This window comes from Kluyvera genomosp. 3, assembly GCF_011765685.1.
Taxonomy (GTDB): Bacteria; Pseudomonadota; Gammaproteobacteria; order Enterobacterales; family Enterobacteriaceae; genus Kluyvera; species Kluyvera georgiana_A.
This window is the reverse complement of record NZ_CP050321.1, coordinates 667,535-690,613: the sequence shown is the minus strand read 5'-3', so window position 1 is coordinate 690,613 and position 23,079 is coordinate 667,535. Positions and strand designations below refer to the sequence as shown.

21 protein-coding genes are annotated in these 23,079 nt (G+C 57.0%); 12 read left to right on the top strand and 9 right to left on the bottom strand.

Annotated elements, in window-relative coordinates; genetic code table 11:
• The first annotated feature begins 2 nt into the window (after positions 1 to 2).
• The 4 genes from kbaY to GY169_RS03285 all read left to right on the top strand — a co-directional run bounded on the left by kbaY (position 3) and on the right by GY169_RS03285 (position 5,651).
• Positions 3 to 875: a tagatose-bisphosphate aldolase subunit KbaY gene (gene kbaY, locus GY169_RS03300; protein WP_106927162.1), complete on the top strand. Its 873-nt coding sequence runs from the start codon at positions 3 to 5 to the stop codon at positions 873 to 875.
• 114 nt (positions 876 to 989) lie between these two features.
• Positions 990 to 2,561 carry a maltose/glucose-specific PTS transporter subunit IIBC gene (gene malX, locus GY169_RS03295; protein WP_167574971.1) on the top strand — a complete coding sequence of 524 codons (1,572 nt, stop codon included), beginning with the start codon at positions 990 to 992 and terminating at the stop codon, positions 2,559 to 2,561.
• A gap of 11 nt (positions 2,562 to 2,572) precedes the next feature.
• Positions 2,573 to 3,748 (top strand): MalY/PatB family protein, encoded by a 1,176-nt coding sequence (locus GY169_RS03290; protein ID WP_167574970.1) that lies wholly within the window; start codon positions 2,573 to 2,575, stop codon positions 3,746 to 3,748.
• A 13-nt stretch (positions 3,749 to 3,761) separates the two neighbouring features.
• Positions 3,762 to 5,651 carry an enterotoxin gene (locus GY169_RS03285; protein ID WP_167574969.1) on the top strand — a complete coding sequence of 630 codons (1,890 nt, stop codon included), beginning with the start codon at positions 3,762 to 3,764 and terminating at the stop codon, positions 5,649 to 5,651.
• Positions 5,652 to 5,716: 65 nt separating this feature from the next.
• On the opposite strand, the gene rsmI is transcribed toward GY169_RS03285, so the two are convergent.
• The gene (gene rsmI, locus GY169_RS03280) at positions 5,717 to 6,580 is read right to left on the bottom strand and encodes a 16S rRNA (cytidine(1402)-2'-O)-methyltransferase (protein WP_163447820.1); all 864 of its coding nucleotides are present in this window, start codon (positions 6,578 to 6,580) and stop codon (positions 5,717 to 5,719) included.
• Between the two features lie 62 nt (positions 6,581 to 6,642).
• Here rsmI and GY169_RS03275 point away from each other — a divergent pair, with 62 nt between their 5' ends.
• The 4 genes from GY169_RS03275 to dolP are packed head-to-tail and all read left to right on the top strand — an operon-like array spanning position 6,643 to position 10,272.
• Positions 6,643 to 8,733 (top strand): penicillin-binding protein activator, encoded by a 2,091-nt coding sequence (locus GY169_RS03275; protein WP_167574968.1) that lies wholly within the window; start codon positions 6,643 to 6,645, stop codon positions 8,731 to 8,733.
• Positions 8,691 to 9,080, top strand: a complete 390-nt coding sequence (locus tag GY169_RS03270; RefSeq protein ID WP_163447818.1) for a YraN family protein — start codon at positions 8,691 to 8,693, stop codon at positions 9,078 to 9,080. The genes GY169_RS03275 and GY169_RS03270 overlap by 43 nt, the downstream gene beginning before the upstream one ends.
• Before the next feature lie 16 nt (positions 9,081 to 9,096).
• Positions 9,097 to 9,687, top strand: a complete 591-nt coding sequence (gene diaA / locus GY169_RS03265) for a DnaA initiator-associating protein DiaA (protein ID WP_064542037.1) — start codon at positions 9,097 to 9,099, stop codon at positions 9,685 to 9,687.
• Between the two features lie 9 nt (positions 9,688 to 9,696).
• Positions 9,697 to 10,272, top strand: a complete 576-nt coding sequence (gene dolP, locus GY169_RS03260; protein WP_163447817.1) for a division/outer membrane stress-associated lipid-binding lipoprotein — start codon at positions 9,697 to 9,699, stop codon at positions 10,270 to 10,272.
• A gap of 22 nt (positions 10,273 to 10,294) precedes the next feature.
• Here dolP and GY169_RS03255 read toward each other — a convergent pair whose 3' ends face one another.
• The 5 genes from GY169_RS03255 to GY169_RS03235 form a co-directional block, all read right to left on the bottom strand.
• Complete coding sequence (locus GY169_RS03255; protein WP_167574967.1) at positions 10,295 to 10,933, bottom strand: NAD(P)H-binding protein; 639 nt, start codon at positions 10,931 to 10,933, stop codon at positions 10,295 to 10,297.
• Between the two features lie 140 nt (positions 10,934 to 11,073).
• Positions 11,074 to 14,217, bottom strand: coding sequence for a CusA/CzcA family heavy metal efflux RND transporter (locus GY169_RS03250; RefSeq protein ID WP_167574966.1), 3,144 nt, complete (start codon positions 14,215 to 14,217; stop codon positions 11,074 to 11,076).
• A 10-nt stretch (positions 14,218 to 14,227) separates the two neighbouring features.
• The gene (locus GY169_RS03245; RefSeq protein ID WP_163447814.1) at positions 14,228 to 15,469 is read right to left on the bottom strand and encodes an efflux RND transporter periplasmic adaptor subunit; all 1,242 of its coding nucleotides are present in this window, start codon (positions 15,467 to 15,469) and stop codon (positions 14,228 to 14,230) included.
• Positions 15,470 to 15,474: 5 nt separating this feature from the next.
• Positions 15,475 to 15,822, bottom strand: coding sequence for a copper-binding protein (locus GY169_RS03240; RefSeq protein ID WP_411908117.1), 348 nt, complete (start codon positions 15,820 to 15,822; stop codon positions 15,475 to 15,477).
• A gap of 20 nt (positions 15,823 to 15,842) precedes the next feature.
• Entirely contained in the window at positions 15,843 to 17,225 is a 1,383-nt protein-coding gene (locus tag GY169_RS03235; protein ID WP_167574964.1) for a Cu(I)/Ag(I) efflux RND transporter outer membrane protein, read from the bottom strand.
• A gap of 509 nt (positions 17,226 to 17,734) precedes the next feature.
• On the opposite strand from GY169_RS03235, the gene GY169_RS03230 reads away from it, so the two are divergent.
• From GY169_RS03230 to GY169_RS03220, 3 genes are all read left to right on the top strand, one after another.
• Complete coding sequence (locus GY169_RS03230; RefSeq protein WP_167574963.1) at positions 17,735 to 19,021, top strand: ABC transporter substrate-binding protein; 1,287 nt, start codon at positions 17,735 to 17,737, stop codon at positions 19,019 to 19,021.
• A gap of 90 nt (positions 19,022 to 19,111) precedes the next feature.
• The gene (locus tag GY169_RS03225; protein ID WP_163447810.1) at positions 19,112 to 19,795 is read left to right on the top strand and encodes a copper/silver response regulator transcription factor; all 684 of its coding nucleotides are present in this window, start codon (positions 19,112 to 19,114) and stop codon (positions 19,793 to 19,795) included.
• Positions 19,785 to 21,221 (top strand): Cu(+)/Ag(+) sensor histidine kinase, encoded by a 1,437-nt coding sequence (locus GY169_RS03220; protein WP_167574962.1) that lies wholly within the window; start codon positions 19,785 to 19,787, stop codon positions 21,219 to 21,221. The genes GY169_RS03225 and GY169_RS03220 overlap by 11 nt, the downstream gene beginning before the upstream one ends.
• Here the strand turns inward: GY169_RS03220 and GY169_RS03215 are convergent.
• Positions 21,218 to 21,643, bottom strand: coding sequence for a YhbP family protein (locus GY169_RS03215; protein WP_163447808.1), 426 nt, complete (start codon positions 21,641 to 21,643; stop codon positions 21,218 to 21,220). The two genes, GY169_RS03220 and GY169_RS03215, sit on opposite strands and share 4 nt — an antisense overlap.
• Positions 21,644 to 21,697: 54 nt before the next feature.
• On the opposite strand from GY169_RS03215, the gene GY169_RS03210 reads away from it, so the two are divergent.
• Positions 21,698 to 21,982 carry a GIY-YIG nuclease family protein gene (locus GY169_RS03210; protein WP_064542008.1) on the top strand — a complete coding sequence of 95 codons (285 nt, stop codon included), beginning with the start codon at positions 21,698 to 21,700 and terminating at the stop codon, positions 21,980 to 21,982.
• Here GY169_RS03210 and GY169_RS03205 read toward each other — a convergent pair.
• Entirely contained in the window at positions 21,969 to 22,472 is a 504-nt protein-coding gene (locus GY169_RS03205; protein WP_065356140.1) for a GNAT family N-acetyltransferase, read from the bottom strand. The two genes, GY169_RS03210 and GY169_RS03205, sit on opposite strands and share 14 nt — an antisense overlap.
• Positions 22,466 to 22,990, bottom strand: a complete 525-nt coding sequence (locus GY169_RS03200) for an SCP2 domain-containing protein (protein WP_064542003.1) — start codon at positions 22,988 to 22,990, stop codon at positions 22,466 to 22,468. Before GY169_RS03200 ends, GY169_RS03205 begins: the two co-directional genes overlap by 7 nt.
• Positions 22,991 to 23,079: the final 89 nt, after the last annotated feature.

The window sequence follows — 23,079 nt, the reverse complement described above, 5'->3', positions numbered from 1 at the left end:
TTATGAGCATTATCTCAACGAAATACCTTCTGCAGGATGCGCAGGCCAACGGCTACGCCGTACCGGCGTTTAACATCCACAACGCCGAAACGATCCAGGCGATCCTCGAGGTGTGCAGCGAAATGCGCTCGCCGGTGATCCTCGCGGGGACTCCCGGCACGTTTAAACACATTGCCCTGGAAGAGATCTACGCCCTGTGCAGCGCGTATTCGCTCACTTACGACATGCCGCTGGCGCTGCATCTCGATCATCACGAATCGTTGGATGACATTCGCCGTAAGGTTCACGCCGGCGTACGCAGCGCGATGATCGATGGCAGCCACTATCCGTTTGAACAAAACGTGAAGCTGGTGAAATCGGTGGTCGATTTCTGCCACCTCAACGATTGCAGCGTTGAGGCCGAACTGGGCCGCCTGGGCGGGGTAGAAGACGACATGAGCGTCGACGCGGAAAGCGCCTTTCTCACCGACCCGCAGGAGGCGAAACGCTTTGTTGAGTTGACCGGTGTTGACAGCCTTGCCGTGGCTATCGGCACGGCACATGGTCTCTATACCAAACGGCCAAAAATCGACTTCCAGCGGCTGGCGGAAATCCGGGAAGTGGTGACGGTGCCGCTGGTGCTGCATGGCGCAAGCGATGTGCCGGATGAATATGTTCGCCGCACCATCGAGCTGGGCATCTGCAAAGTCAACGTCGCAACCGAGTTGAAGATCGCCTTCTCTGACGCCGTCAAAGCCTGGTTTGCTGAAAATCCGCAGGGCAACGATCCGCGCTTTTACATGCGGGTTGGCATGGACGCCATGAAAGAAGTGGTCAGAAGCAAAATCGCCGTCTGCGGCTCAGCGAATCGGTTACGGCTACCGGCGGAGGCCTGATCCGACAGCGTATTACAGCAATATCTCAAAATAACTATAAGCCTCGCAAATATGAAGGCGCATCCTTAAACCGGGTAGCGCCTTCCATTATCCTAAAAATCCGAGGGTCCCTACATGACACAAAAAAAATCTTTTAAGTCAAAATCATGGGAGTTTTTCCAAAGTCTGGGAAAAACCTTTATGTTCCCTGTTTCACTTCTTGCCTTTATGGGATTGCTGCTGGGTATCGGTAGTTCAGTGACCAGCCCTTCCACCATTACGAGTTTTCCCTTTCTGGGCGGCGAATTTACACAGTTGACCTTTGGCTTTATCGCCATGGTCGGTGGCTTTGCATTTACCTATCTGCCGCTGATGTTTGCCATGGCGATCCCCATGGGGCTTGCCAAACGCAACAAGGCGGTCGCCGCCTTTGCCGGGTTCGTTGGCTACATGCTGATGAATATGAGCATTAACTATTACCTGACGGCCACCCACCAGCTTGCCGACCCCGCCACCATGAAACAGGTGGGACAATCGATCGTGCTAGGCATTCAGACCCTGGAGATGGGGGTACTGGGCGGCATTGTGGTTGGGGTTATCACCTATTTTCTGCACGAGCGTTTTCAGGACACGGTTCTGCATGACGCCTTCGCGTTCTTTAGCGGCATTCGTTTTGTGCCGATTATAACCGCTCTTACCCTGTCGCTGGTGGGTCTGTTCATTCCTCTTCTGTGGGAATACGTCGCGCTGGGCATCGCGGGTATTGGTCATATCATCCAGAGCACCAGCGTTTTCGGCCCCTTCCTCTACGGCGTGGGTGTGCTGCTGCTGAAACCTTTTGGTCTGCACCACATCCTGCTGGCGATGGTGCGTTTTACCCCAGCAGGCGGTATTGAAATGGTGAATGGCCATGAGGTCGCCGGGGCGCTGAATATCTTCTACGCAGAGCTTAAAGCCGGCCTGCCGTTTAGCCCGCACGTTACCGCGTTTCTGTCACAAGGGTTTATGCCGACCTTTATCTTCGGTTTACCCGCCGTGGCTTACGCCATCTACCGCACCGCGCGTCCGGAAAATCGGCCGGTCATTAAGGGGTTGCTGCTTTCCGGCGTGCTGGTTTCCGTCGTCACCGGTATTTCAGAGCCGATTGAGTTCCTGTTCCTGTTTATCGCCCCCGCGCTTTACGCCTTCCATATCGTCATGTCTGGCCTGGCGCTGATGGTGATGGCCCTGTTGGGGGTGACCATTGGCAATACCGATGGCGGCATTCTGGATCTGCTGATCTTCGGCGTGATGCAGGGAATGTCGACCAAATGGTATCTGCTGTTCCCGGTCGGTATTGCCTGGTTTGCCATCTACTTCTTTGTCTTCCGCTGGTACATCCTCAAACACGACATCAAAACGCCGGGCCGCGAGGTGGATGCTCAGGGGGCGCAGCAAGCCGTCGAGGCTAACACCCGCGCGCGTGGAAAATCAAAATACGATCATGGGCTTATCCTGCGTGCACTCGGCGGTAAAGAGAACATTGAGTCGCTTGATAACTGTATTACCCGCTTGCGTCTGGTGGTGAAAGATATGGGCCTTATCGATCAACAGGCGCTGAAAGCGGCCGGCGCGTTGTCGGTGGTGGTGCTTGATGCTCACAGCGTACAGGTGATCATCGGCCCGCAGGTACAGAGCGTCAAAACCGGCATTGAAGCCTTAATTTAACAGGGGGAGTGATGTTTGATTTCGACAAAATCATCGAGCGCCAAAGTGATAAGTGCCGTAAATGGGACCATGCCTTTGTGTGCTCGCGTTTCGGTGACGTCCCGCAGTCCTTTATCCCCCTGTGGATAGCCGATATGGATTTCACCTCGCCGCCTGCGGTGATTGACGGCTTCCGGCGCATCGTGGAGCACGGCACCTTTGGCTATACCTGGTGCTTTGACGAATTCTACGACGCGGTTATCGGCTTCCAGCGCAAACGTCATCAGGTTGAGGTAGAAAAGTCGTGGATCACGCTAACCTACGGCACCGTCTCCACGCTGCACTACACGGTTCAGGCGTTCTGCAAACCGGGTGACAGCGTGATGATGAACACGCCAGTCTACGATCCTTTTGCGATGGCGGCACAGCGCCAGGGCGTGCAAGTACTTGCTAACCCGCTACGCGTGGAGGACAACCGCTATCAGCTTGATTTTAATCTGATAGAAGAACAGCTCAAAACCCACCGTCCAACGCTGTGGTTCTTCTGCTCGCCGCATAACCCGTCCGGCAGGATCTGGCGCGCGGAAGAGATACGTCAGGTGTCCGATCTCTGTCAACGCTACGGCACAATTCTGGTGGTCGATGAGGTTCACGCCGAGCACATTCTGGATGGCAAATTCGTCAGTTGCCTCACTTCTGGCTGTGCCGCACAGGACAACCTGATCGTGCTCACGTCCCCCAACAAGGCGTTCAATCTGGGCGGGCTGAAAACCTCCTACTCCATGATTCCGAACGACTCGCTGCGCCAGCGCTTCCGCCAGCAGCTTGAGAAGAACTCCATTACCTCGCCCAATATGTTCGGGGTATGGGGAATTATTCTGGCCTATCAACACGGTCTGCCATGGCTCGACGCGCTGAACGGTTATCTGCAAGGCAACGCCCGCTATCTGGCGGATGCCATCCAGACCCACTTCCCGGCGTGGAAGATGATGAATCCGGAATCGTCGTATCTGGCGTGGATAGACGTGAGCGCGGATGACCGTAGCGCAACGCAGCTAACCCAACATTTCGCACAACAGGCGGGCGTGGTCATAGAAGACGGCAGCCACTACGTACAAAACGGCGAAAACTACCTGCGGATTAATTTTGGCACCCAGCGCTACTGGCTGGAGCAGTCCATCAACCGAATGCTGAAAAATAACAAATAAGGACCTTACCTCGATGAAGAAAGCGCTCACTCTCTCACTGCTGACTCTCTGTGTTTCTCATGGCGCAGTGGCGGCAAACTACGCCCTCAATAACGACAATATTGCTCTATCGTTCGATGATACCAACTCAACGGTCGTGGTGAAGGACAACAGGGCTAACCATCCGCTCACGCCGCAGGAGTTGTTCTTTCTGACGCTACCGGATGAGAGCAAAATCCACACCGCCGATTTCAAAATCAAGCACGTCGAAAAGCAGGACAACGCGATTGTCATCGACTTTACGCGCCCGGATTTTAACGTCACGGTGAAGCTGAACCTGGTGAAGGGAAAATACGCCAACATCGGCTACACCATTGCCGCCGTTGGGCAGCCGCGCGACGTGGCTAAAATCACCTTCTTCCCAACCAAAAAGCAGTCCCAGGCTCCTTACGTAGATGGCGCAATCAATAGCTCACCGATCGTTGCCGACTCGTTCTTTATCCTGCCGGATAAACCGATCGTCAATACCTACGCCTATGAAGCTACAACCAATCTCAACGTAGAACTGAAAACGCCGATTCAACCAGAGGCTCCGGTCAGCTTTACCACCTGGTTCGGCACGTTCCCGGAGACCAGCCAGCTGCGCCGCAGCGTGAACCAGTTTATTAATGACGTACGTCCACGGCCCTACAAGCCTTATCTGCACTACAACAGCTGGATGGATATCGGCTTTTTCACTCCGTACACCGAACAGGATGTGCTGGGGCGTATGGACGAGTGGAACAAGGAGTTCATTACGGGCCGCGGCGTGACCTTAGACGCTTTCCTGCTGGACGATGGCTGGGACGATCTGACCGGACGCTGGCTATTTGGCCCGGCATTCAGCAACGGTTTTAGCAAAGTCCGCGAGAAAGCCGACAGCCTGCACAGCTCCGTTGGGCTATGGCTTTCTCCGTGGGGCGGCTACAACAAACCGCGCGACGTTCGCGTTTCGCATGCAAAAGAGTATGGGTTCGAAACCGTGGACGGCAAGCTGGCGCTGTCGGGAGCGAACTACTTTAAAAACTTCAATGAGCAGATCATCAAGCTTATCAAAAACGAGCACATTACCTCGTTTAAGCTCGACGGAATGGGTAACGCCAGTTCGCATATCAAGGGCAGCCCGTTTGCCTCGGATTTTGATGCGTCAATCGCCCTGCTGCACAATATGCGCAGCGCAAACCCAAATCTGTTTATCAACCTGACCACCGGCACTGACGCCAGCCCGTCCTGGCTGTTCTACGCCGATTCAATCTGGCGTCAGGGAGATGACATCAACCTGTATGGTCCTGGCACGCCGGTACAGCAGTGGATGACCTACCGCGATGCCGAGACGTACCGTTCCATTGTCCGTAAAGGCCCGCTGTTCCCGCTGAACTCGCTGATGTACCACGGGATAGTCAGCGCCGCGAATGCCTATTACGGGCTAGAGAAGGTGCAAACGGACAGCGATTTTGCCGACCAGGTCTGGAGCTACTTCGCGACCGGCACCCAGCTGCAAGAGCTGTATATTACCCCGTCGATGCTGAACAAGGTGAAGTGGGACACGCTGGCGAAGGCAGCAAAATGGTCGAAGGAAAACGCCAGCGTGCTGGTTGATACCCACTGGATTGGCGGCGACCCGACGGCGCTTGCGGTGTACGGCTGGGCCTCCTGGAGCAAAGACAAAGCCATTCTCGGTTTGCGCAACCCGTCGGATAAGCCACAAACCTACTATCTGGATTTGGCGAAGGATTTCGAAATACCGGCAGGAGACGCGACGCAGTTTAGTCTGAAAGCGGTATATGGCAGTAACAAAACCGTGCCCGTTGAGTATAAAAACGCGACGGTGATTACCTTGCAACCGCTGGAAACACTGGTGTTTGAGGCGATGCCCGTTAACTAAAGGCCTGTACCAATGAGTCGCCGGGTAAAGCGCAAGCTCCACCCGGCAAAACCGGCAGCAGGGGCTTACTCCCCCTGCTGCTCCAGCGCATACTTATACAGCGCATTCTTCTTCACGCCGTGGATCTCCGCCGCCAGCGCCGCCGCTTTCTTCAACGGCAGCTCCGCCTGCAACAGCGCCAGCGTACGCAGCGCATCGGCGGGCAGTTCGTCGTCCTGAGCTTTATGGCCTTCAACAATCAGCACCATCTCGCCTTTGCGACGGTTTTCATCTTCTTTGACCCACGCCAGCAGTTCGCCGACCGGCGCGCCGTGGATGGTTTCCCAGGTTTTGGTCAGCTCGCGCGCCAGCACCACGTAGCGGGCTTCCCCCCATACGGCCACCATATCTTCAAGGCTGTCGAGCAGACGGTGGGTGGATTCGTAGAAAATTAGCGTGCGCGGCTCGGCTTCAATCGCCTTCAGCGCGTCACGACGGCCTTTGGATTTCGCCGGTAAGAAACCTTCATAGCAAAAACGATCGGACGGCAGACCGGCGGCGCTAAGCGCGGCAATCGCAGCGCATGGGCCAGGCAGCGGCACGACGCGAATCCCTGCTTCACGGCAGGTACGCACCAGGTGATAGCCAGGATCGTTGATCAGCGGCGTACCCGCGTCAGAAACCAGCGCGATGTTCTGGCCCTCTTTCAGCTTCGCCACCAGCGTCTCGGCTTTTTGTTGCTCATTGTGATCGTGTAAAGCAAACAAACGGGCGTTAATCGCGAAGTGTTGCAGCAATAAACCGGTGTGCCGCGTGTCTTCAGCCGCAATTAAATCAACAGCTTGCAATACTTCGAGCGCTCGTTGGGTAATATCAGCCAAATTTCCGATAGGAGTAGGTACAATAAAGAGTTGGCCTTGAGAATTATCCGCCGATTCGTGTTGTTTCATTGTTTCGTCCGTATTGCCGATTTAATATTGAGCATTGCGTAAAAAATATCACTGGATACAGAATGGTACCCTCAACATTTTCTCGTATGAAAGCCGCGCGTTGTCTGCCGGTTATCCTGGCCGCGCTGATTTTCGCAGGCTGCGGAATCCAGCAACCTGCCGATCAGAGTGCCGCCCAGCTTCAGGGCGCGACGCAGGCTGATTCCGGCTTTTACCTGCAGCAGATGCAGCAAAGCTCGAATGATAGCAAGACCAACTGGCAATTACTCGCCATTCGTGCACTGCTGAAAGAAGGTAAAAGCCAGCAGGCACTGGAACTGTATAACCAGCTGCCGAAAGAACTGAATGCCGTTCAGCGCCAGGAACAGTCTCTGCTGGCCGTTGAAATCAAGCTTGCGCAGAAAGATTACGCCGGCGCTCAGGCGCTGCTGCAGCCGCTGAAGGCCGATGATTTCGACAGCGTTCGCCAGGCCCGCTTCTGGCAGGATACCATCACCGCCGAGCAGGGTAAGCCCTCTCTGACGCTGCTGCGCGCCCTGATTGCCCAGGCGCCGCTGTTAACTACCCAGCAGGAAAAGCAACAGAACAGCGATGCCACCTGGCAAGCGCTCTCCGCCATGACCCAGCAACAAGCCAACGCGCTGGTGATCAACGCCGATGAAAACGATCTGCAAGGCTGGCTGGATCTGCAACGCATGTGGTTTGATAACCGCAACGATCCGGACATGCTGAAGGCAGGCATCAAAGACTGGCAGACACGCTATCCGCAGAACCCGGGGGCGAAGGTCCTGCCGTCGCAACTGGCCAACGTGCAGAACTTTAAACCCGCGTCGGTCAATAAAATCGCCCTGCTGCTGCCGTTAAGCGGCCAGGCATCGGTCTTTGGCCGCACCATTCAGCAAGGGTTTGAAGCCGCGAAAAACGGTGCCACGCCGGTTAACGGCAGCGCCGTTCCCGAGCAGGTAGCCCAGGCGGCCTCCACGCCCGTCGTTAGCCCGTCACAGGCTGAAATCAGCGATCTGACCAGCCCGCAAACCCAGGCACCGGTACAGGCACCGGCCACCGCTGCGCCGGTGCAGGCCGCAGCACAGCCGGAAACGACCGCTGTACCGGCCACTGCTGCACCAACGGCAGCGCCAGCGCCTGCTGCACAGCCGCAGGCCGTTGCCAGCGTGGCGGCGAATCCCTCAGCAGAGCTGAAAATCTACGATACCTCTTCTCAGCCGTTAAACCAGATTCTGGCGCAGGCGCAGCAGGATGGCGTCAGCCTGGTGGTCGGCCCGCTGCTGAAAAACAACGTCGACGAGATGCTGAAAAGCAACACGACACTCAACGTGCTGGCGCTGAATCAGCCGGAGTCGGTGACGAGCCGCGCCAACATCTGCTACTTCGCCCTGTCGCCGGAAGATGAAGCCCGCGACGCCGCGCGCCACATTCACGACCAGGGAAAACAGTCGCCGCTGCTGCTGATGCCACGTAACGCGCTCGGTGAACGCGTCACTCAGGCCTTTGCCGATGAATGGCGTAAACTGGGCGGTGGTACCGTACTGCAACAGAAATTTGGTTCGCTCTCTGAACTGCGCGGCGGCGTCAACGGCGGCTCCGGCATCTCGCTGTCGGGTACACCGGTGGCCTCCACCCAGCCGCAGAGCGTCACCATCGGCGGGCTGACTATTCCAGCCGCGCCAACCGATGCGCAAATCACCGGCAGCAGCAAAGTCGATGCCGCCTATATCCTGGCGACACCAGAAGAGATTGCGTTTATCAAGCCGATGATCGCAATGCGTAACGGTAGCCAGAGCGGTGCGATGCTGTACGCCAGTTCGCGCAGCGCGCAGGGCACCGCTGGCCCGGATTTCCGTCTGGAGATGGAAGGTTTACAGTACAGCGAGATCCCAATGCTGGCTGGCAGCAACCCGGCGCTGATGCAGCAGGCGCTGCGTGCGGTCAACAACGACTACTCGCTGGCTCGCCTGTACGCAATGGGCGTTGACGCCTGGGCGCTGGCCAATCATTTCTCTCAGATGCGGGGCGTGCCGGGCTTTGAGCTGAACGGTAACACCGGCGATCTGAGCGCCAACCAGGACTGCGTGATTAACAGGAAGTTATCATGGCTCAAATACCAGCAGGGGCAAATCGTCCCGGCAAGCTAACCACGAAACAGACCGGTGACGCCGCGGAACTGCGCGCGCGTCGCTGGCTGGAGCGTCAGGGACTAAGCTTTATCGCCGCCAACGTGCATGAGCGCGGCGGCGAGATCGACCTGATTATGCATGATGGCGCGGTAACGGTATTTGTTGAAGTGCGTTACCGCGCATCCAGCGCGTTTGGCGGCGCGGCCGCCAGCGTGACCCGAAGCAAACAGAACAAACTGTTGCAAACTGCCCGTTTGTGGCTCGCCCGCCACAATGGGAGTTTTGACACTGTGGATTGCCGTTTCGATGTGATAGCCTTCACGGGCAATGAGATCGAATGGCTTCAAAACGCTTTTAGCTTATAGAATGTAAAGGGATATCGTGCTCGAAAGAATCAAAGTGTGCTTCACCGAAAGCATCCAGACCCAAATTGCCGCGGCGGAAGCGCTCCCGGACGCTATCTCCCGAGCCGCGATGACCTTGGTACAGTCGCTGCTGAACGGCAACAAAATTCTCTGTTGTGGTAACGGTTCATCCGCGGCCAACGCACAGCATTTTGCGGCCTGCATGATTAACCGTTATGAAACTGAGCGTCCCGGTTTACCTGCGATTGCACTTAATACTGATAACGTGGTCTTAACGGCAATCGCCAACGATCGCCTGCATGATGAAATCTATGCCAAGCAGGTGCGCGCGTTGGGTCATGCTGGCGATGTGCTGCTGGCCATCTCCACGCGCGGCAACAGCCGCGATATCGTGAAAGCGGTTGAAGCCGCCGTGACCCGCGACATGACCATCGTGGCCCTGACGGGCTACGACGGCGGCGAGCTGGCCGGTTTGCTGGGCCAGCAGGATGTGGAAATTCGCATCCCGTCGCACCGCAGCGCGCGCATTCAGGAAATGCACATGCTTACGGTGAACTGTCTGTGCGATTTAATTGATAACACCCTTTTCCCACACCAGGACGACTAAGGAGAACACATGAAGGTAATTTCGACCCTCGCGGTCCTTATTTCCGCACTGCTGCTCCAGGGATGCATTGCCGCCGCCGTTGTTGGCACCGCGGCAGTGGGGACCAAAGCCGCAACTGACCCGCGCACGGTGGGAACTCAGGTGGACGACAGCACGCTGGAAGTTCGCGTGAACAGCGCACTGTCAAAAGATGCACAAATTAAGAAAGAAGCGCGTATCAACGTGACCGCATATCAGGGCAAAGTGCTGCTGACCGGTCAGGCGCCGGACCTCAGCCTCGCGACCCGCGCGAAGCAGATTGCCGTTGGCGTTGATGGGGCTACCGAAGTGTTTAATGAAGTTCGTCAGGGCCAGCCGATTAGCCTGGGCACCTCTTCGTCAGACACCTGGATAACCACCAAAGTACGCTCGCAGCTGTTGACCAGCGATCAGGTGAAATCCTCGAACGTGAAGGCCACTACCGAGAACGGTGAAGTGTTCCTGATGGGCCTGGTGACCGACCGTGAAGGTAAAGCCGCGGCAGACATCGCCAGCCGCGTGAGCGGCGTGAAGCGCGTCACCACCGCGTTTACCTACATTCAGTAATCCGCACGACGGCCCGGCAGAATCACTGCCGGGCGATTTCTCTGAGCTGACGCGACGACAAAATCGTCACCGGGGACGCCCCCGGATTCTTCGCCATTCTCAGCATGGCTTTCGCCACATCCTGCGCAGCAATCGACTTCCAGTTTCCCGGCAGCAAACTAAACAGCGGCGCCAGCAGACGCTCGTTTAAGCGCGGCGTGCTGCGTTCACCCAGCAGCATCGAGGGGCGAGCCAGAGTGAGCCGCGGCCAATCTTGTTCAATCAGCGCCGATTCCATCTGACCTTTCACGCGGTTGTAGAAAAACGGCGAATTCGCGTTTGCCCCCATCGCGCTCACCACCAGCAGCTGCTGCGCGCCAAGGCGTAAACCAGTCTGTGCTGTTTCCAGCACCAGGTCGTAGTCAACATGGGTGAATGCGGCCTTTGAGCCCGCATCGCGTATCGTGGTGCCAAGGCAGCAAAATACGGTATCGATGGGTGAGGTGACCTGCGCGAGCGCGGCGCTGAGATCCGGGTCATGCGGGTTCTCTATGCCGAAGGCGTGCTCCAGCGGATGGCGCGTAGGCGCAATAATCGATTCCACCTGAGCCTCGCGGCGCAGCAAGTTAAGTAAGTGCCCACCAACAAGACCAGTGGCACCGGTAATGAGGACGTGATGCATAAGGGTCTCCCTATTCCCTGGTATCGAATGGTTCACCGCTCGTAGGCCGGATAAGGCGTTTACGCCGCCATCCGGCAATGTACTCCGTGACTGCCGGATAGCGCTGCGCTTATCGGGCCTACGCGCGTCAATCGCACACTTTATTGGCTACGTTTGTGGCGATATAACCATATCAATTTATAGGCAGCCGGAATGATAAACAACGACAGCAGCGGCGCGGTAATCATCCCGCCAATCATCGGCGCGGCAATACGGCTCATCACTTCTGAACCTGCGCCCGTCCCCCACAGTATGGGCAATAACCCGGCAATAATCACGGCGACGGTCATTGCTTTTGGCCGTACGCGCAGCACCGCGCCGTGGTAAAGCGCGTCGTCCAGGCCTTGCTCGGTGAAGGTTTCCGCGCGCTGGAGCTTAGGATCGGCTTCCACTGCGTGGCGCAAATACATCAGCATTACCACGCCAAACTCCGCCGCGACCCCGGCCAGAGCGATAAACCCGGTGCCGGTCGCCACCGACATATGGAACGCCTGCCAGTAGAGGAACCAGATCCCGCCCACCAGCGCAAACGGCAGACTCATCAGAATCAACACCGCTTCTTCCACCCGACGGAAAGCCAGATAGAGCAGAATGAAGATAATCATGACCGTCATTGGCACCATCAACTTGAGCTTCTTATTGGCGTGCTCCAGCAGTTCAAACTGCCCGGAGAACGCCACGCTGGTGCCCGGCTTCAGGGTCACATTCTGGCTAATGGCCGTTTGCAGATCATGCACCACCGAAACCATATCGCGGTCGCGCGCGTCGATGTAAATCCAGCTCGCCGGGCGGGCGTTTTCCGTTTTCAGCATCGTCGGCCCGGATACCACCTGCACTTTCGCCACGTCGCCCAGCGTAATCTGTTGCTTTGTGGGCGTCAGAATCGGCAACTGGCGTAAGGCCGTCGGGCTATCGCGGAAACCTTGCGGATAGCGAATATTGATCGGGTAACGCGCGACTCCCTCAACGGTTTCCCCCACCATCGCTCCGCCGATCGCCGACGAAACGAAAAGCTGCACATCGCCCACGGTCATGCCGTAACGTGCGGCTTTCTGCCGGTCAATATCGACATCGATATAGCGTCCGCCTTCCAGCCGCTCCGCCAGCGCGGAGACGACGCCAGGCACCGTTTTCGCCACGGTTTCAATGCGCTGCGCCGCATCGTCGATATCCGCCAGCGAAGTGCCCGAAACTTTAATACCAATCGGGCTTTTAATACCGGTCGAGAGCATATCAATGCGGTTACGAATCGGCGGCACCCACAGGTTCGCCAGCCCCGGCAGGCGCACGGTGGCATCCAGCTCATCGATGATTTTGTCGAGCGTCATCCCTGGCCGCCACTGGTCCTGCGGCTTGAGCTGGATAGTGGTTTCAATCATCTCCAGCGGCGCGGAGTCGGTCGCGGTTTCCGCTTTCCCGGCTTTGCCAAACACCGATGCCACCTCCGGCACCGTTTTAATCAACTTGTCGGTTTGCTGTAGCAACACCGCCGCCTGCCCCGGAGAAATGCCCGGCAGCGTCGAGGGCATATACAGCAGATCGCCTTCGTTGATCTTCGGCAGAAACTCTCCGCCCACCTTACTCAGCGGCCAGATAACGGTAAACATCGACAGCACGGCGACCAGCAGCGTCAGCTTCGGCCACTTGAGCACCTTCAGCAGCAGCGGGTGATAAAGGGCAATCAGAAAACGGTTTAACGGGTTGCGCGATTCTGCCGGAATTTTCCCCTTAATCCAGAACCCCATCAGGATCGGAATCACCACAATCGCCAGCGCCGCCGCCCCGGCCATGGCGTAGGTTTTGGTAAACGCCAGCGGGCCAAACAGTCGCCCTTCCTGGCCTTCCAGCGTAAAGATGGGAATAAACGACAGGGTAATAATCAGCAGGCTGATAAACAGCGCTGGCCCCACCTCCACGGCCGCATCGGTAATTTCTTTCCAGCGCGTGGCGTTGTCCATTGGTTCATCGGGATGCGCTTCCTGCCAGTGCTCCAGCCGCTTGTGGGCGTTTTCAATCATGACGATCGCCGCGTCCACCATTGCCCCGACCGCGATAGCGATGCCGCCAAGAGACATGATGTTGGCGTTCAGCCCCTGGAAGTGCATGACGATAAAGGCAATGCACAGCCCCAGCGGCAGCGAGACAATCGCCACCAGCGCCGAGCGCACGTGCCAGAGAAACAGCGCGCAAACCACCGCCACCACGATAAATTCTTCAATCAGCTTTGAACGCAGGTTATCGATCGCGCGGTCAATCAACTGGCTACGGTCGTAAGTCGTGACGACCTCAACGCCTTCCGGCAGGCTTTTTTGCAGCGTGGCGAGCTTCTCTTTCACCGCCGTAATCACTTCACGGGCATTCTTACCAGAACGCAGCAGCACCACGCCGCCCGCCACTTCCCCCTCGCCGTTCAGTTCGGCGATGCCACGGCGCATTTCCGGGCCAATCTGCACCCGCGCCACATCCTTCAGGTAGACCGGTACGCCATTCTCCCCCGCTTTCAGGACGATATGATTAAAGTCATCCAGGCTTTTCAGATAGCCGGTGGCGCGCACCATATATTCCGCTTCGGCGATTTCAACCGATGAACCGCCCGCTTCCTGATTCGAGGTGCTGAGCGCCTGCTTAACCTCTCCAAGACTGATGCCGTATTGGGCGAGCTTCATCGGGTCGACCTGCACCTGATACTGCTTCACCACGCCGCCCACCGACGCCACTTCGGCAACGTTAGGGATGGTTTTCAGCTCGTATTTCAGGAACCAGTCCTGCAACGAACGCAGCTCGGCGAGATCGTGCTTGCCGCTTTTGTCCACCAGCGCGTACTCAAAGATCCAGCCGACGCCGGTGGCATCCGGGCCAATCTCCGAACTGACGCCCTGCGGCAGTTTGCCCTGCACCTGATTGAGGTACTCCAGCACGCGCGAGCGCGCCCAGTACAGATCCGTCCCGTCTTCAAAAATGACGTACACGTAGGAATCGCCGAACTGCGAGAAGCCGCGCACGGTCTTGGCGCCCGGCACGGACAGCATGGTGGTAGTAAGCGGGTAGGTGACCTGATTTTCCACAATCTGCGGCGCCTGCCCCGGATAGCTGGTTTTGACGATCACCTGCACGTCAGAGAGATCCGGCAGCGCATCCACCGGCGTATTGACGATCGTCCAGCCGCCCCAGGCGCTGAGAAACAGTACCCCCATCATTACCAGAAAACGGTTGGCGACCGAACGCCGGATAATCCATTCAATCATCACCGTCTCCTTAATGCCCGGCATGAGGGTCAGCGGTATGGCGCATACGATCCAACGCGCCGCTGATATTGGCTTCGGAGTCAATCAGGAACAGGCCGTTCAGCACCACCGACTCTCCTTCCGCCAGGCCGCTGGCCACGCCCGTCTGCTGCTGTGACGCATGCAGCACCTGAATTTTCTTCGGTACAAATTCACCGTTGCTGGCCACGGTAATCACCCGCTGTTCATCGCCGGTATCAATCACCGCCTGCGATGGAATCAACAGCATTTCGTCACTTTGCGTGTTCAGCTTCAGGTAAGCGTTCATCCCCGGCTTCAGCAGTTCGTCCCGGTTGTTAACCTGCAAACGCACCTGCACGGTACGGGTGGTTGGATCGACGCTGGGCAAAATGGACCATTTCTGGATCGGGAAGGTTTTATCGGGATAGGCCGGGATCGCCACCCTGAACTGCGTCGAATCCTTCAGCAGCCAGGCCGTGGATTCCGGTACTGCGGCGCTGATCCACACCGGATCCATACCCTGTATCTGCGCCACGACGTTATCTTTGGCGATGTTCATTCCGCTTTTCAGACTAAAGGCGGTGAGCACACCGTCAATCGGCGCGTTGAGAGTAAAGCGCGTCTGTACCCGGCGGGTCGTGCGCATCCGCTGGATGTCCGTCTCCGGCATCCCCGCCAGACGCAGCCGTTCCAGCACGCCCTCCAGCTGCGTTGCCGTGCCGCCGGAGCTGGCCAGCAGCAGATATTCGCTCTGCGCCTCCACCCACGACGGAATCGTCACTTCCACCAGCGGCGCGCCTTTGCGTACCTTGTCACCGACCGTGAGCGGATACACTTTCTCGATAAAGCCTTCGGCGCGCGCTTGCACAATCACGAACTGGTATTCGTTATAGCTGACGTTCGCCGGCAGCGTCTGGCTGTAGGTCAGCCGCCCTTTCGTCACCGTCGCGGTACGCATGCCCAGATTGTGCACCTGAGTGGGATCGATGCGTACGCCATTCGTGGAGGTCTCGCCTCCTTCATCGGCGTACTTGGCCACCAGGTCCATATCCATAAACGGCGATTTTCCCGGTTTATCGAAACGCACATCTGGCTTCATCGGATCGTACCAGTAGAGCACTTTACGCTCGGCTGGCTCGGCTTTAACCTGTGCGTCAGGGGCCGTCAGGCGGCTTATCGCCGCCGTTGCCAGCCCGCCAATCACCAGGCTACAGACGATCGCCGCGGTATATTTTAATTGAGCTTTTGTCATGGCCATCAGCGCGTTTTAATGTCCTGAAGAAGGGAGATATTCCCCTGCTGGATGAAGCTGAAATCCACGCGGCTGCCCTCTTTGAGCTGCTCAATCGCTGGTGTCGGTTCGCTGTAGGTAAAACGCATGGTCATCGCAGGCCAGTTAACTTCCGCGATCGCCTCATGTTCAATGGTGATTTTCTTCGCCTGGGTATCAATCAACTTCACGATGCCGGTGCCTTTAATCACCGCCGGTTTCGCGCTCATGTCCATCATTTGTCCATGCCCGTCATGCTGCATTTCCGCCGCCTGAACGTTCATCACCATGACCATAAAAATACCGCCGAGCAGAGTAGTGAATTGACGCATAATTGAAGACTCCTGAATAAGGGTTAAGCTTTCCAGCCGCCGCCAAGGGCGGTGAATAAATTGATTTCGTTGACCTGTTGGGAATAAATCAAATCGAGAATGGCCTGCTGCGTGGCGAATATTGAACGCTCGGCATCGAGCACTTCGATATAGCTCACCGCACCGCTGGCATATAACGCGCGCGCGCGTTGTAAGGTAATTTGCAGCGAAGCTAAATAACGCTGCTGGGCCACGAATTGCCCCTGAAGGCTGTCGCGTAGCGAAAGCGCATCCGCCACCTCTTTAAAGGCCGCCTGAATTTTTTGCTCGTAGGTCACCACCGCCTGGCGCTGCTTCACGTTTGCCAGCGCCAGATTGGCTTCATTACGCCCGGCGTTGAAAATCGGCAGGTCGACCTTTGGCACAAAGCTCCACATGCCGCTCGCCGCGTTAAACAGGCTGGAGAGCGCCGAGCTGCTGGTCGAGACGCCGCTGGACAGAGTGATGGAGGGGAAGAACGCCGCGCGGGCGACGCCGATATTGGCGTCGGCGGCGCGCAGCTGGTGCTCGGCCTCCATAATATCCGGGCGCTGGAGCAGAATGGTCGACGGTAGATTGGCTGGCAGCGGTAGCGGGTTCAGCGCGTCACTCTGCGCGCTGTCGCTCAGCGGCGTGCTGTAGGTACCCAGCAACTGCTGCAATAAATGGTTAGCCTGCGCCAGTTCGCCTTCCCGTTTAGCGATATCGGCGCGGGTGCTTTCAATCACGCCGCGCGCCTGCTCCAGAGCCAGCACGTTGGTGCTGCCGGTCACCAGCTGTTGCTCGACGAAGCCGTAGGACTGCTGATAATTTCGCAGCGTCTCTTTGGCAATGGCCAACTGCGCGGCCAGGCGGCGCTGATTAAAATAGGCCTGCGAAACGTTGGTCACCACCACAATCTGCGCGGCGCGCTGGGCCGCCTGGCTGGCGAATACGTTCTGCCTGTCGGCTTCGCTCATGTTTTTCAGCTTGCCGAAAAAGTCCAGCTCGTAGCTCAGGTTCAGCCCTACGTCATAGCTTTTATCCGTGGCGTCGCGGCCCTGCAGGTCGCCTTTATAGCTCGCGCTGGAGGCGCTATCCAACTGAGGATAGCGCCCGGCATCGGTCACGTTGTACTGCGCGCGCGCGGCTTCAACGTTGAGCATCGCCATACGCAGATCGCGGTTGTTACGGAGCGCAACGTCGATTAACCGCTTTGCCTGCGGGTCGACAAAAAAGGTTTGCCAGCCGGTCTCCTGCCAGCTGCCGCCGGTCGCCACCAGCGTGCCCGCAGACAGCGAAAATTGTTGGGGAACGATATTTTCAGGCTGCTGGTAATCCGGCGCCAGCGAGGTACATCCGGCCAGCATAAACGCCATCAGCAGCGTCAAAGGTTTTACTTTCAACATGTCACGTCCTGTTTGGCCGAATCAGAAGGGCTGGCCTGGTGACTACCTTACGGGAGTGACTCTGTTGGTAACCTGACAGGATAATGACAAAGTTGTCATTTAAGGCAGGGAATAACGTGATCCGCCCGGCGAAAATCCGCGCGGAAAAGCTGCATCGGTTTTTACGAACGTTAAAAAAGCGAATATCGGCGGGGAGAAATTAACCGCGATCACATTTAATCCATAATATGCCAGAACGCTCACAAATTAATGGCCGGGTTAAGGCTAAGCGCTATTTGCCGAAAAACAGCAATATCAACATTTTCACCGGGTTACATTTTCCCGCGAATATTTTCGTTTATTTCCCCTGTGAGATGCCCCGCATAACCACGCGATATTGACCGGTTAGCCATAATAGAACGTTGTTTCATACAAATAGCACTCCTATCATCGTTTCGTTTTCCTTTTCACCAATCCTTACCTCTGTTCAGGGATGAAAATAATACCTATCGCAAAACCGGAGTCTCTCTATGAAATTCAGAACAAAAGCGCTTGGTTTAGCCTTGTTATGTGCCCTTTCACAAAATGCCTTCAGCGAACAGCTCGACGTCTGGATACGTGCCAGCAATGATTCAAAAGTGATTTATCAAAAGCTCGCCGACCAGTTCCAGAAAGAGACCGGGATTTCCATCAAGTACTTCAACGCCGTGACCGACTTTGACCAGCGTCTGGCGCGCGCGGCAACCGGCAACGCGCTGCCGGACGTTGTCTTCAACGACGCGATTATCGTGGGTCAGATGGTACAACTGGGGATTGTCGATGAAATTAAACCGAGCGAGCTGAAAGGCGGCGGCGATATTTACGACGCGGCCTGGAAATCGGCTCAGCAGCCGGACGGTAAATACTACGGCGTCCCCACTTCAGCGCACACCTACGCGCTGTTTATTCGCCAGGACTGGCTCAACAAGCTTAACCTGAAAGCGCCCAGCAACTGGGATGAACTGAAAAAAGTGGCCCAGGCCTTTACTCACGACGACCCGGACGGCAACGGTAAAAACGATACCTACGGTTTCACCATGCCGCTGGCCACCACCCGTGGCTATGCGAGCTCGTTCTCTTCTTCTTATCTCTGGCAGGCGGGCGCGAACTATTTAGTCGCCACCCAATCGGGGAAATTTAAAGCCGCGCTCGATAGCAAAGAGATGGTCACCGCCATGGAATTTATGCGCGGCATGGTGTGCGAGGGTCTGGCGCAGCCGGGCGCGATCAACCACACCACCGCCGATGCCAACACCGCCTTCCGTTCCGGGCAAACCGGTATGTACTCCTCCGGCCCGTACCATATTGCGCTGTTTGATAAAGATCCGGGTAAAGAGACCTACACCGTGGTGCCGCCACCGGCAGGCCCTAGCGGCGCGATCTCCATGGCGGAAGGGACCACCGCGTTCCTGATGAAAACCAGCCAGCGCAAAGCGGCGGCGAAGAAATTCCTTGAGTTTCTGATCTCGCCGGAAGGCCAGAAGATCGGTATGGCAACCGACAGCACCTCAATGCCGATCGTCCGCCTGCCGGTAAACAAAACGCTGAATATCAAAGATTATCATGACGATCCGCGTTGGGAAGTGTTCGCCGACACCTACGCGAAAAACGGTCGTTACATGCCACAGATCCCCAACTGGATCCCGGTACGGCAAATTACCGCCGATGGCTTTAACAAAATTTACGCCAGCTGCGACGGTGATATTCCAGCGATGCTCAAAGAGATCAACGGCAAGGTTAACGCGGAGCTGAAGCGGCAAAACGCGTGGGCGGAGTAACCCCGACAAGGCGTATTTCGCTCGTGGTTCTTCCGTCATCCCCCACTCCTCATTAGAATGGCCCCATCACACAGCGGCGACGGAGGGCGCGTGAAAATTCTGGTGGTGGAAGACGAGGTCAAAACCGGGGAGTACCTGTGTAAGGGGCTGACGGAAGCGGGCTTTGTGGTGGATCGCGCCGACAACGGCCTCAACGGTTATCACCTGGCGATGACCGGCGATTACGATCTGCTGGTGCTGGATATCATGCTGCCGGACGTCAACGGCTGGGACATCGTGCGCATGCTGCGCTCCGCTGGCAAAGGTATGCCGATCCTGTTGCTGACCGCGCTGGGCACCATTGAGCACCGGGTGAAAGGGCTGGAGCTGGGTGCCGACGATTATCTGGTGAAACCGTTCGCTTTCGCCGAGCTGCTGGCGCGTGTGCGTACCCTGCTGCGTCGTGGCGCGGCAACGATCGTCGAGAGCCAGTTTCAGATGGCCGATCTCACGCTCGATCTGGTTTCGCGTAAAGTCACCCGCGGCAATACGCGCATCACTTTGACCAGTAAGGAATTTACCCTGCTGGAATTTTTCCTGCGCCACCCGGGAGAAGTGCTGCCGCGCTCGCTGATCGCTTCGCAGGTGTGGGACATGAATTTCGACAGCGACACCAACGTGATCGACGTCGCCGTCAAACGCCTGCGCGCCAGAATCGATAACGACTTTACGCCTAAGCTGATTCATACCGTGCGCGGCGTCGGCTACGTGCTTGAGGTTCGCGATGAAGGCTAGCCTGCGCCGCCCGTTCTCGCTGGCGACTCGCCTGACCTTTTTTATCAGCCTGGCGACGATCGTCGCTTTTGCCGCCTTTACCGGCATTATGCTGCACTCGGTGGAAAAACATTTCGCCGAGCAGGACGTCAGCGACCTGAAGCAGGTCAACGCCACGCTTAACGCGCTGCTGACCGCGCCGGAAACCTCCGATGCGGAAAAAATGGCCAATATCGGCAGCGTGCTGGCGGGCTACCGTAATACCGCCGTGCTGGTGAGCACGCGCGATAACCCACAGCTTTACCGCTCCCCCGGAGGGCCGGATCTGTCGCCGATCCTCTCCAGCGCGCATTTCGCCGACGAGCTTAAGAGCGAACAGATGTTCCGCTGGACCGGCAGCGGTATGCGTCAGATGGCAGAGCACAGCGGTGACGCCAGCCACGCCACCACTTATCGGGTGATAGCGTCCACGGTCCGCGCGCACGACCAGACCTACACGCTGCTGACCGCGCTGTCGATCGACTTTCACCTTCACTATCTCGATCAACTCAAGCGCAATCTGATGATGATCGCGACCGTCATCAGCCTGCTGATTATTGTGATCGTGCTGATCGCCGTGCGTAAAGGCCACCAGCCGCTGCGCGACGTCAGCATGGCGATCAAAAACATCACCTCGGAAAATCTCGACGTGCGGTTGGATCCCAACCGCGTACCGATCGAACTGGAACAGCTGGTGATCTCGTTTAACCTGATGATCGGCCGGATCGAGGACGTGTTCCGCCGCCAGGCCAATTTCTCCGCCGATATCGCCCATGAGATGCGCACACCGATCACCAACCTGGTCACCCAGACCGAGATCGCGCTGAGCCAGCCGCGTACGGTGAAGGAGCTGGAAGATGTGCTCTACTCCAGCCTGGAAGAGTACAACCGGATGGCGAAAATGGTCAGCGATATGCTGTTTCTGGCGCAGGCGGATGAAAACCTGCTGATCCCCGAGCGCGTGCCGCTGGATCTGCAAAGCGAAACGCTCAAAGTGTTTGAGTTCTTTGAAGCGTGGGCCGAAGAACGCGAAGTGAAGCTCTGTTTCGTCGGGCAGTCGTCGCTGATATCAGGCGATCCGCTGATGATTCGTCGGGCGATCAACAACCTGTTGTCTAACGCGATCCGCTATACCCCGCGAGGGATGTCGGTCACCGTGCAGGTTGGCGAGATTGACGAACGCGTGGAGTATCGCGTTGAAAATCCCGGTACGCCGATCGCGGCGGAACATCTGCCACGTTTGTTCGATCGTTTTTATCGGGTCGATCCGTCACGGCAGCGTAAAGGTGAAAACAGCGGGATCGGGCTGGCGATCGTGAAGTCGATCGTGCGGGCGCATGGCGGGAAAATCAGCGTGACATCTGACTCCGTTGCCACGCGCTTTATCATTGAGCTACCGCGGCTTTAGTCGCGGAGCCAGTGCAGCTTCTTGCCGAAACCCAGGGTGTTGTCGGTAAACTTCAGCTCGTCGAGACGAATCTCCCACACCGGAGCGGGAAGCATGCGGGCTACCGGGAAACGGCGGACATACAGCGCGCGCTTTTCATCGGCCTCTTCACCTTCCAGCAGACGGATTTCGCCTTTGAACTGCACGCCGCGAATCAGCGCCACCGTTTTGGGCTGGCCGTTTACCGTTCCCGCCACCGGGGCCTGCTTGCCGGTCATCTGCCCGTGGCGCGTGGTCTCTTCGCTCAACAGGTAGAACGCCACGCGCTGCGGGTCATAGACGTAGAACGCGTTGGCGCACCACAGCTCGCCTTCACTCGCCACGCACCAGCCAACAACGTGTTGTTTCGCCAGCCAGCGGCTAATGGTTGCCAGGGTTTCCATCTGTTCTCTCCGTTATGCTATGGTGCGTGCACCTACACAGACAGGTTGGCACACGTGCGTTGGTTTCTTTATCTCGTCCGCACTGAGGACGACAAATTGTACACCGGTATCACCACCGATGTTGAACGGCGATTTCACCAGCATCAGAGCGGCAAAGGGGCGAAAGCGCTGCGCGGCAAAGGCGCGCTGCAGCTAGCGTTTTCCGGTGAAGTGGGCGAGCACTCGCTGGCGCTGCGCCTGGAGTACCGCATCAAGCAGCTAACGAAGCGCCAGAAAGAGCGCCTCGTCGCAGGTGACGGTTCATTTGAAACGTTACGGGACAGCCTTAAACACGATTAAAGTGGTCGGAATACTCCACCAGACCGTGTACGCCGTTTAACGCATCGTCAGCCAGACGATGGACCATAAACGCCTCTTCGGTGCCCGGCCAGCGACAGCGCAAATCGTATTGTGCCGCACGTTCAAAGCCGAAACGGCCATACAGCGCCGGTTCGCCCAGCGTCACAACCGCCGCATAGCCAAACTCGTTCAGCGAATCCAGACCTTCGTAGACCATCTGACGCGCCAATCCCTGACCGCGGTAGGCTTCGTCAACCGCCAGCGGCGCCAGCCCCACCCACTGTAGCTCTTCGCCTTCGATGCTGACCGGGCTAAATGCCACATAGCCCACAACGTGGCCTTCATCGTCAGTGGCCACCAACCCGAGCGTAATCAGGCCGTCTTCACGCAGCTCGCGCACCAGATTGGCTTCGCTATCACGGTTGAAGGTCCGACGCAGCAGCGCGTCAATGCCCGGGGCATCAATTCCAATTTCTACTCGAATCAGCATGGCTCACCTACCGATGTATGTTTGGTTTCTGATGGTGATTTTAGGCCAGCCTCAACGAAATCAGCCAGCTGCATCAGCATCACGCGCAGCGCTTTTGGCATCTGCTCAAGCTCGATGGCATCCATCAGATTTTTGACATAGAGACCCAGCTCCGTATCCCCTTCAATCACCAGTCGACGCTGGAAGAAGAGGGTATCCGGGTCCTGTTTGCGCGCAGCGATCATCAGCAGGTCGCTGGCATCCGCGCTGAAGCTCACGTCGGCCTGGGCCGCGTCGCTCACAATAAGCCGTTCATTCTCAACGGAAGTGAACCACTTCAGGCCAATGTCGCGCACTTCAATACTCAACCAACGGCCTTCCAGAAAATCCAGTTCGCCGTCATTCAGTGCCTGACGGAACTGCCAGCTTAATACCTGCTGCAACACCTGGCGTTTAAGGGCGAACGGCGTCAATTTTACCGGAACGCTCATTAAACTCGGAGCAACATGAACCAGACGTGAACGCAGTTTATCCAACACAAGCTTTACTCCCTGAATGCAATAGTTCCGTTATTTTGCCATATCAGATAAACGACATAGCGGCGTAAATCAACAATTATGTCGTGAGG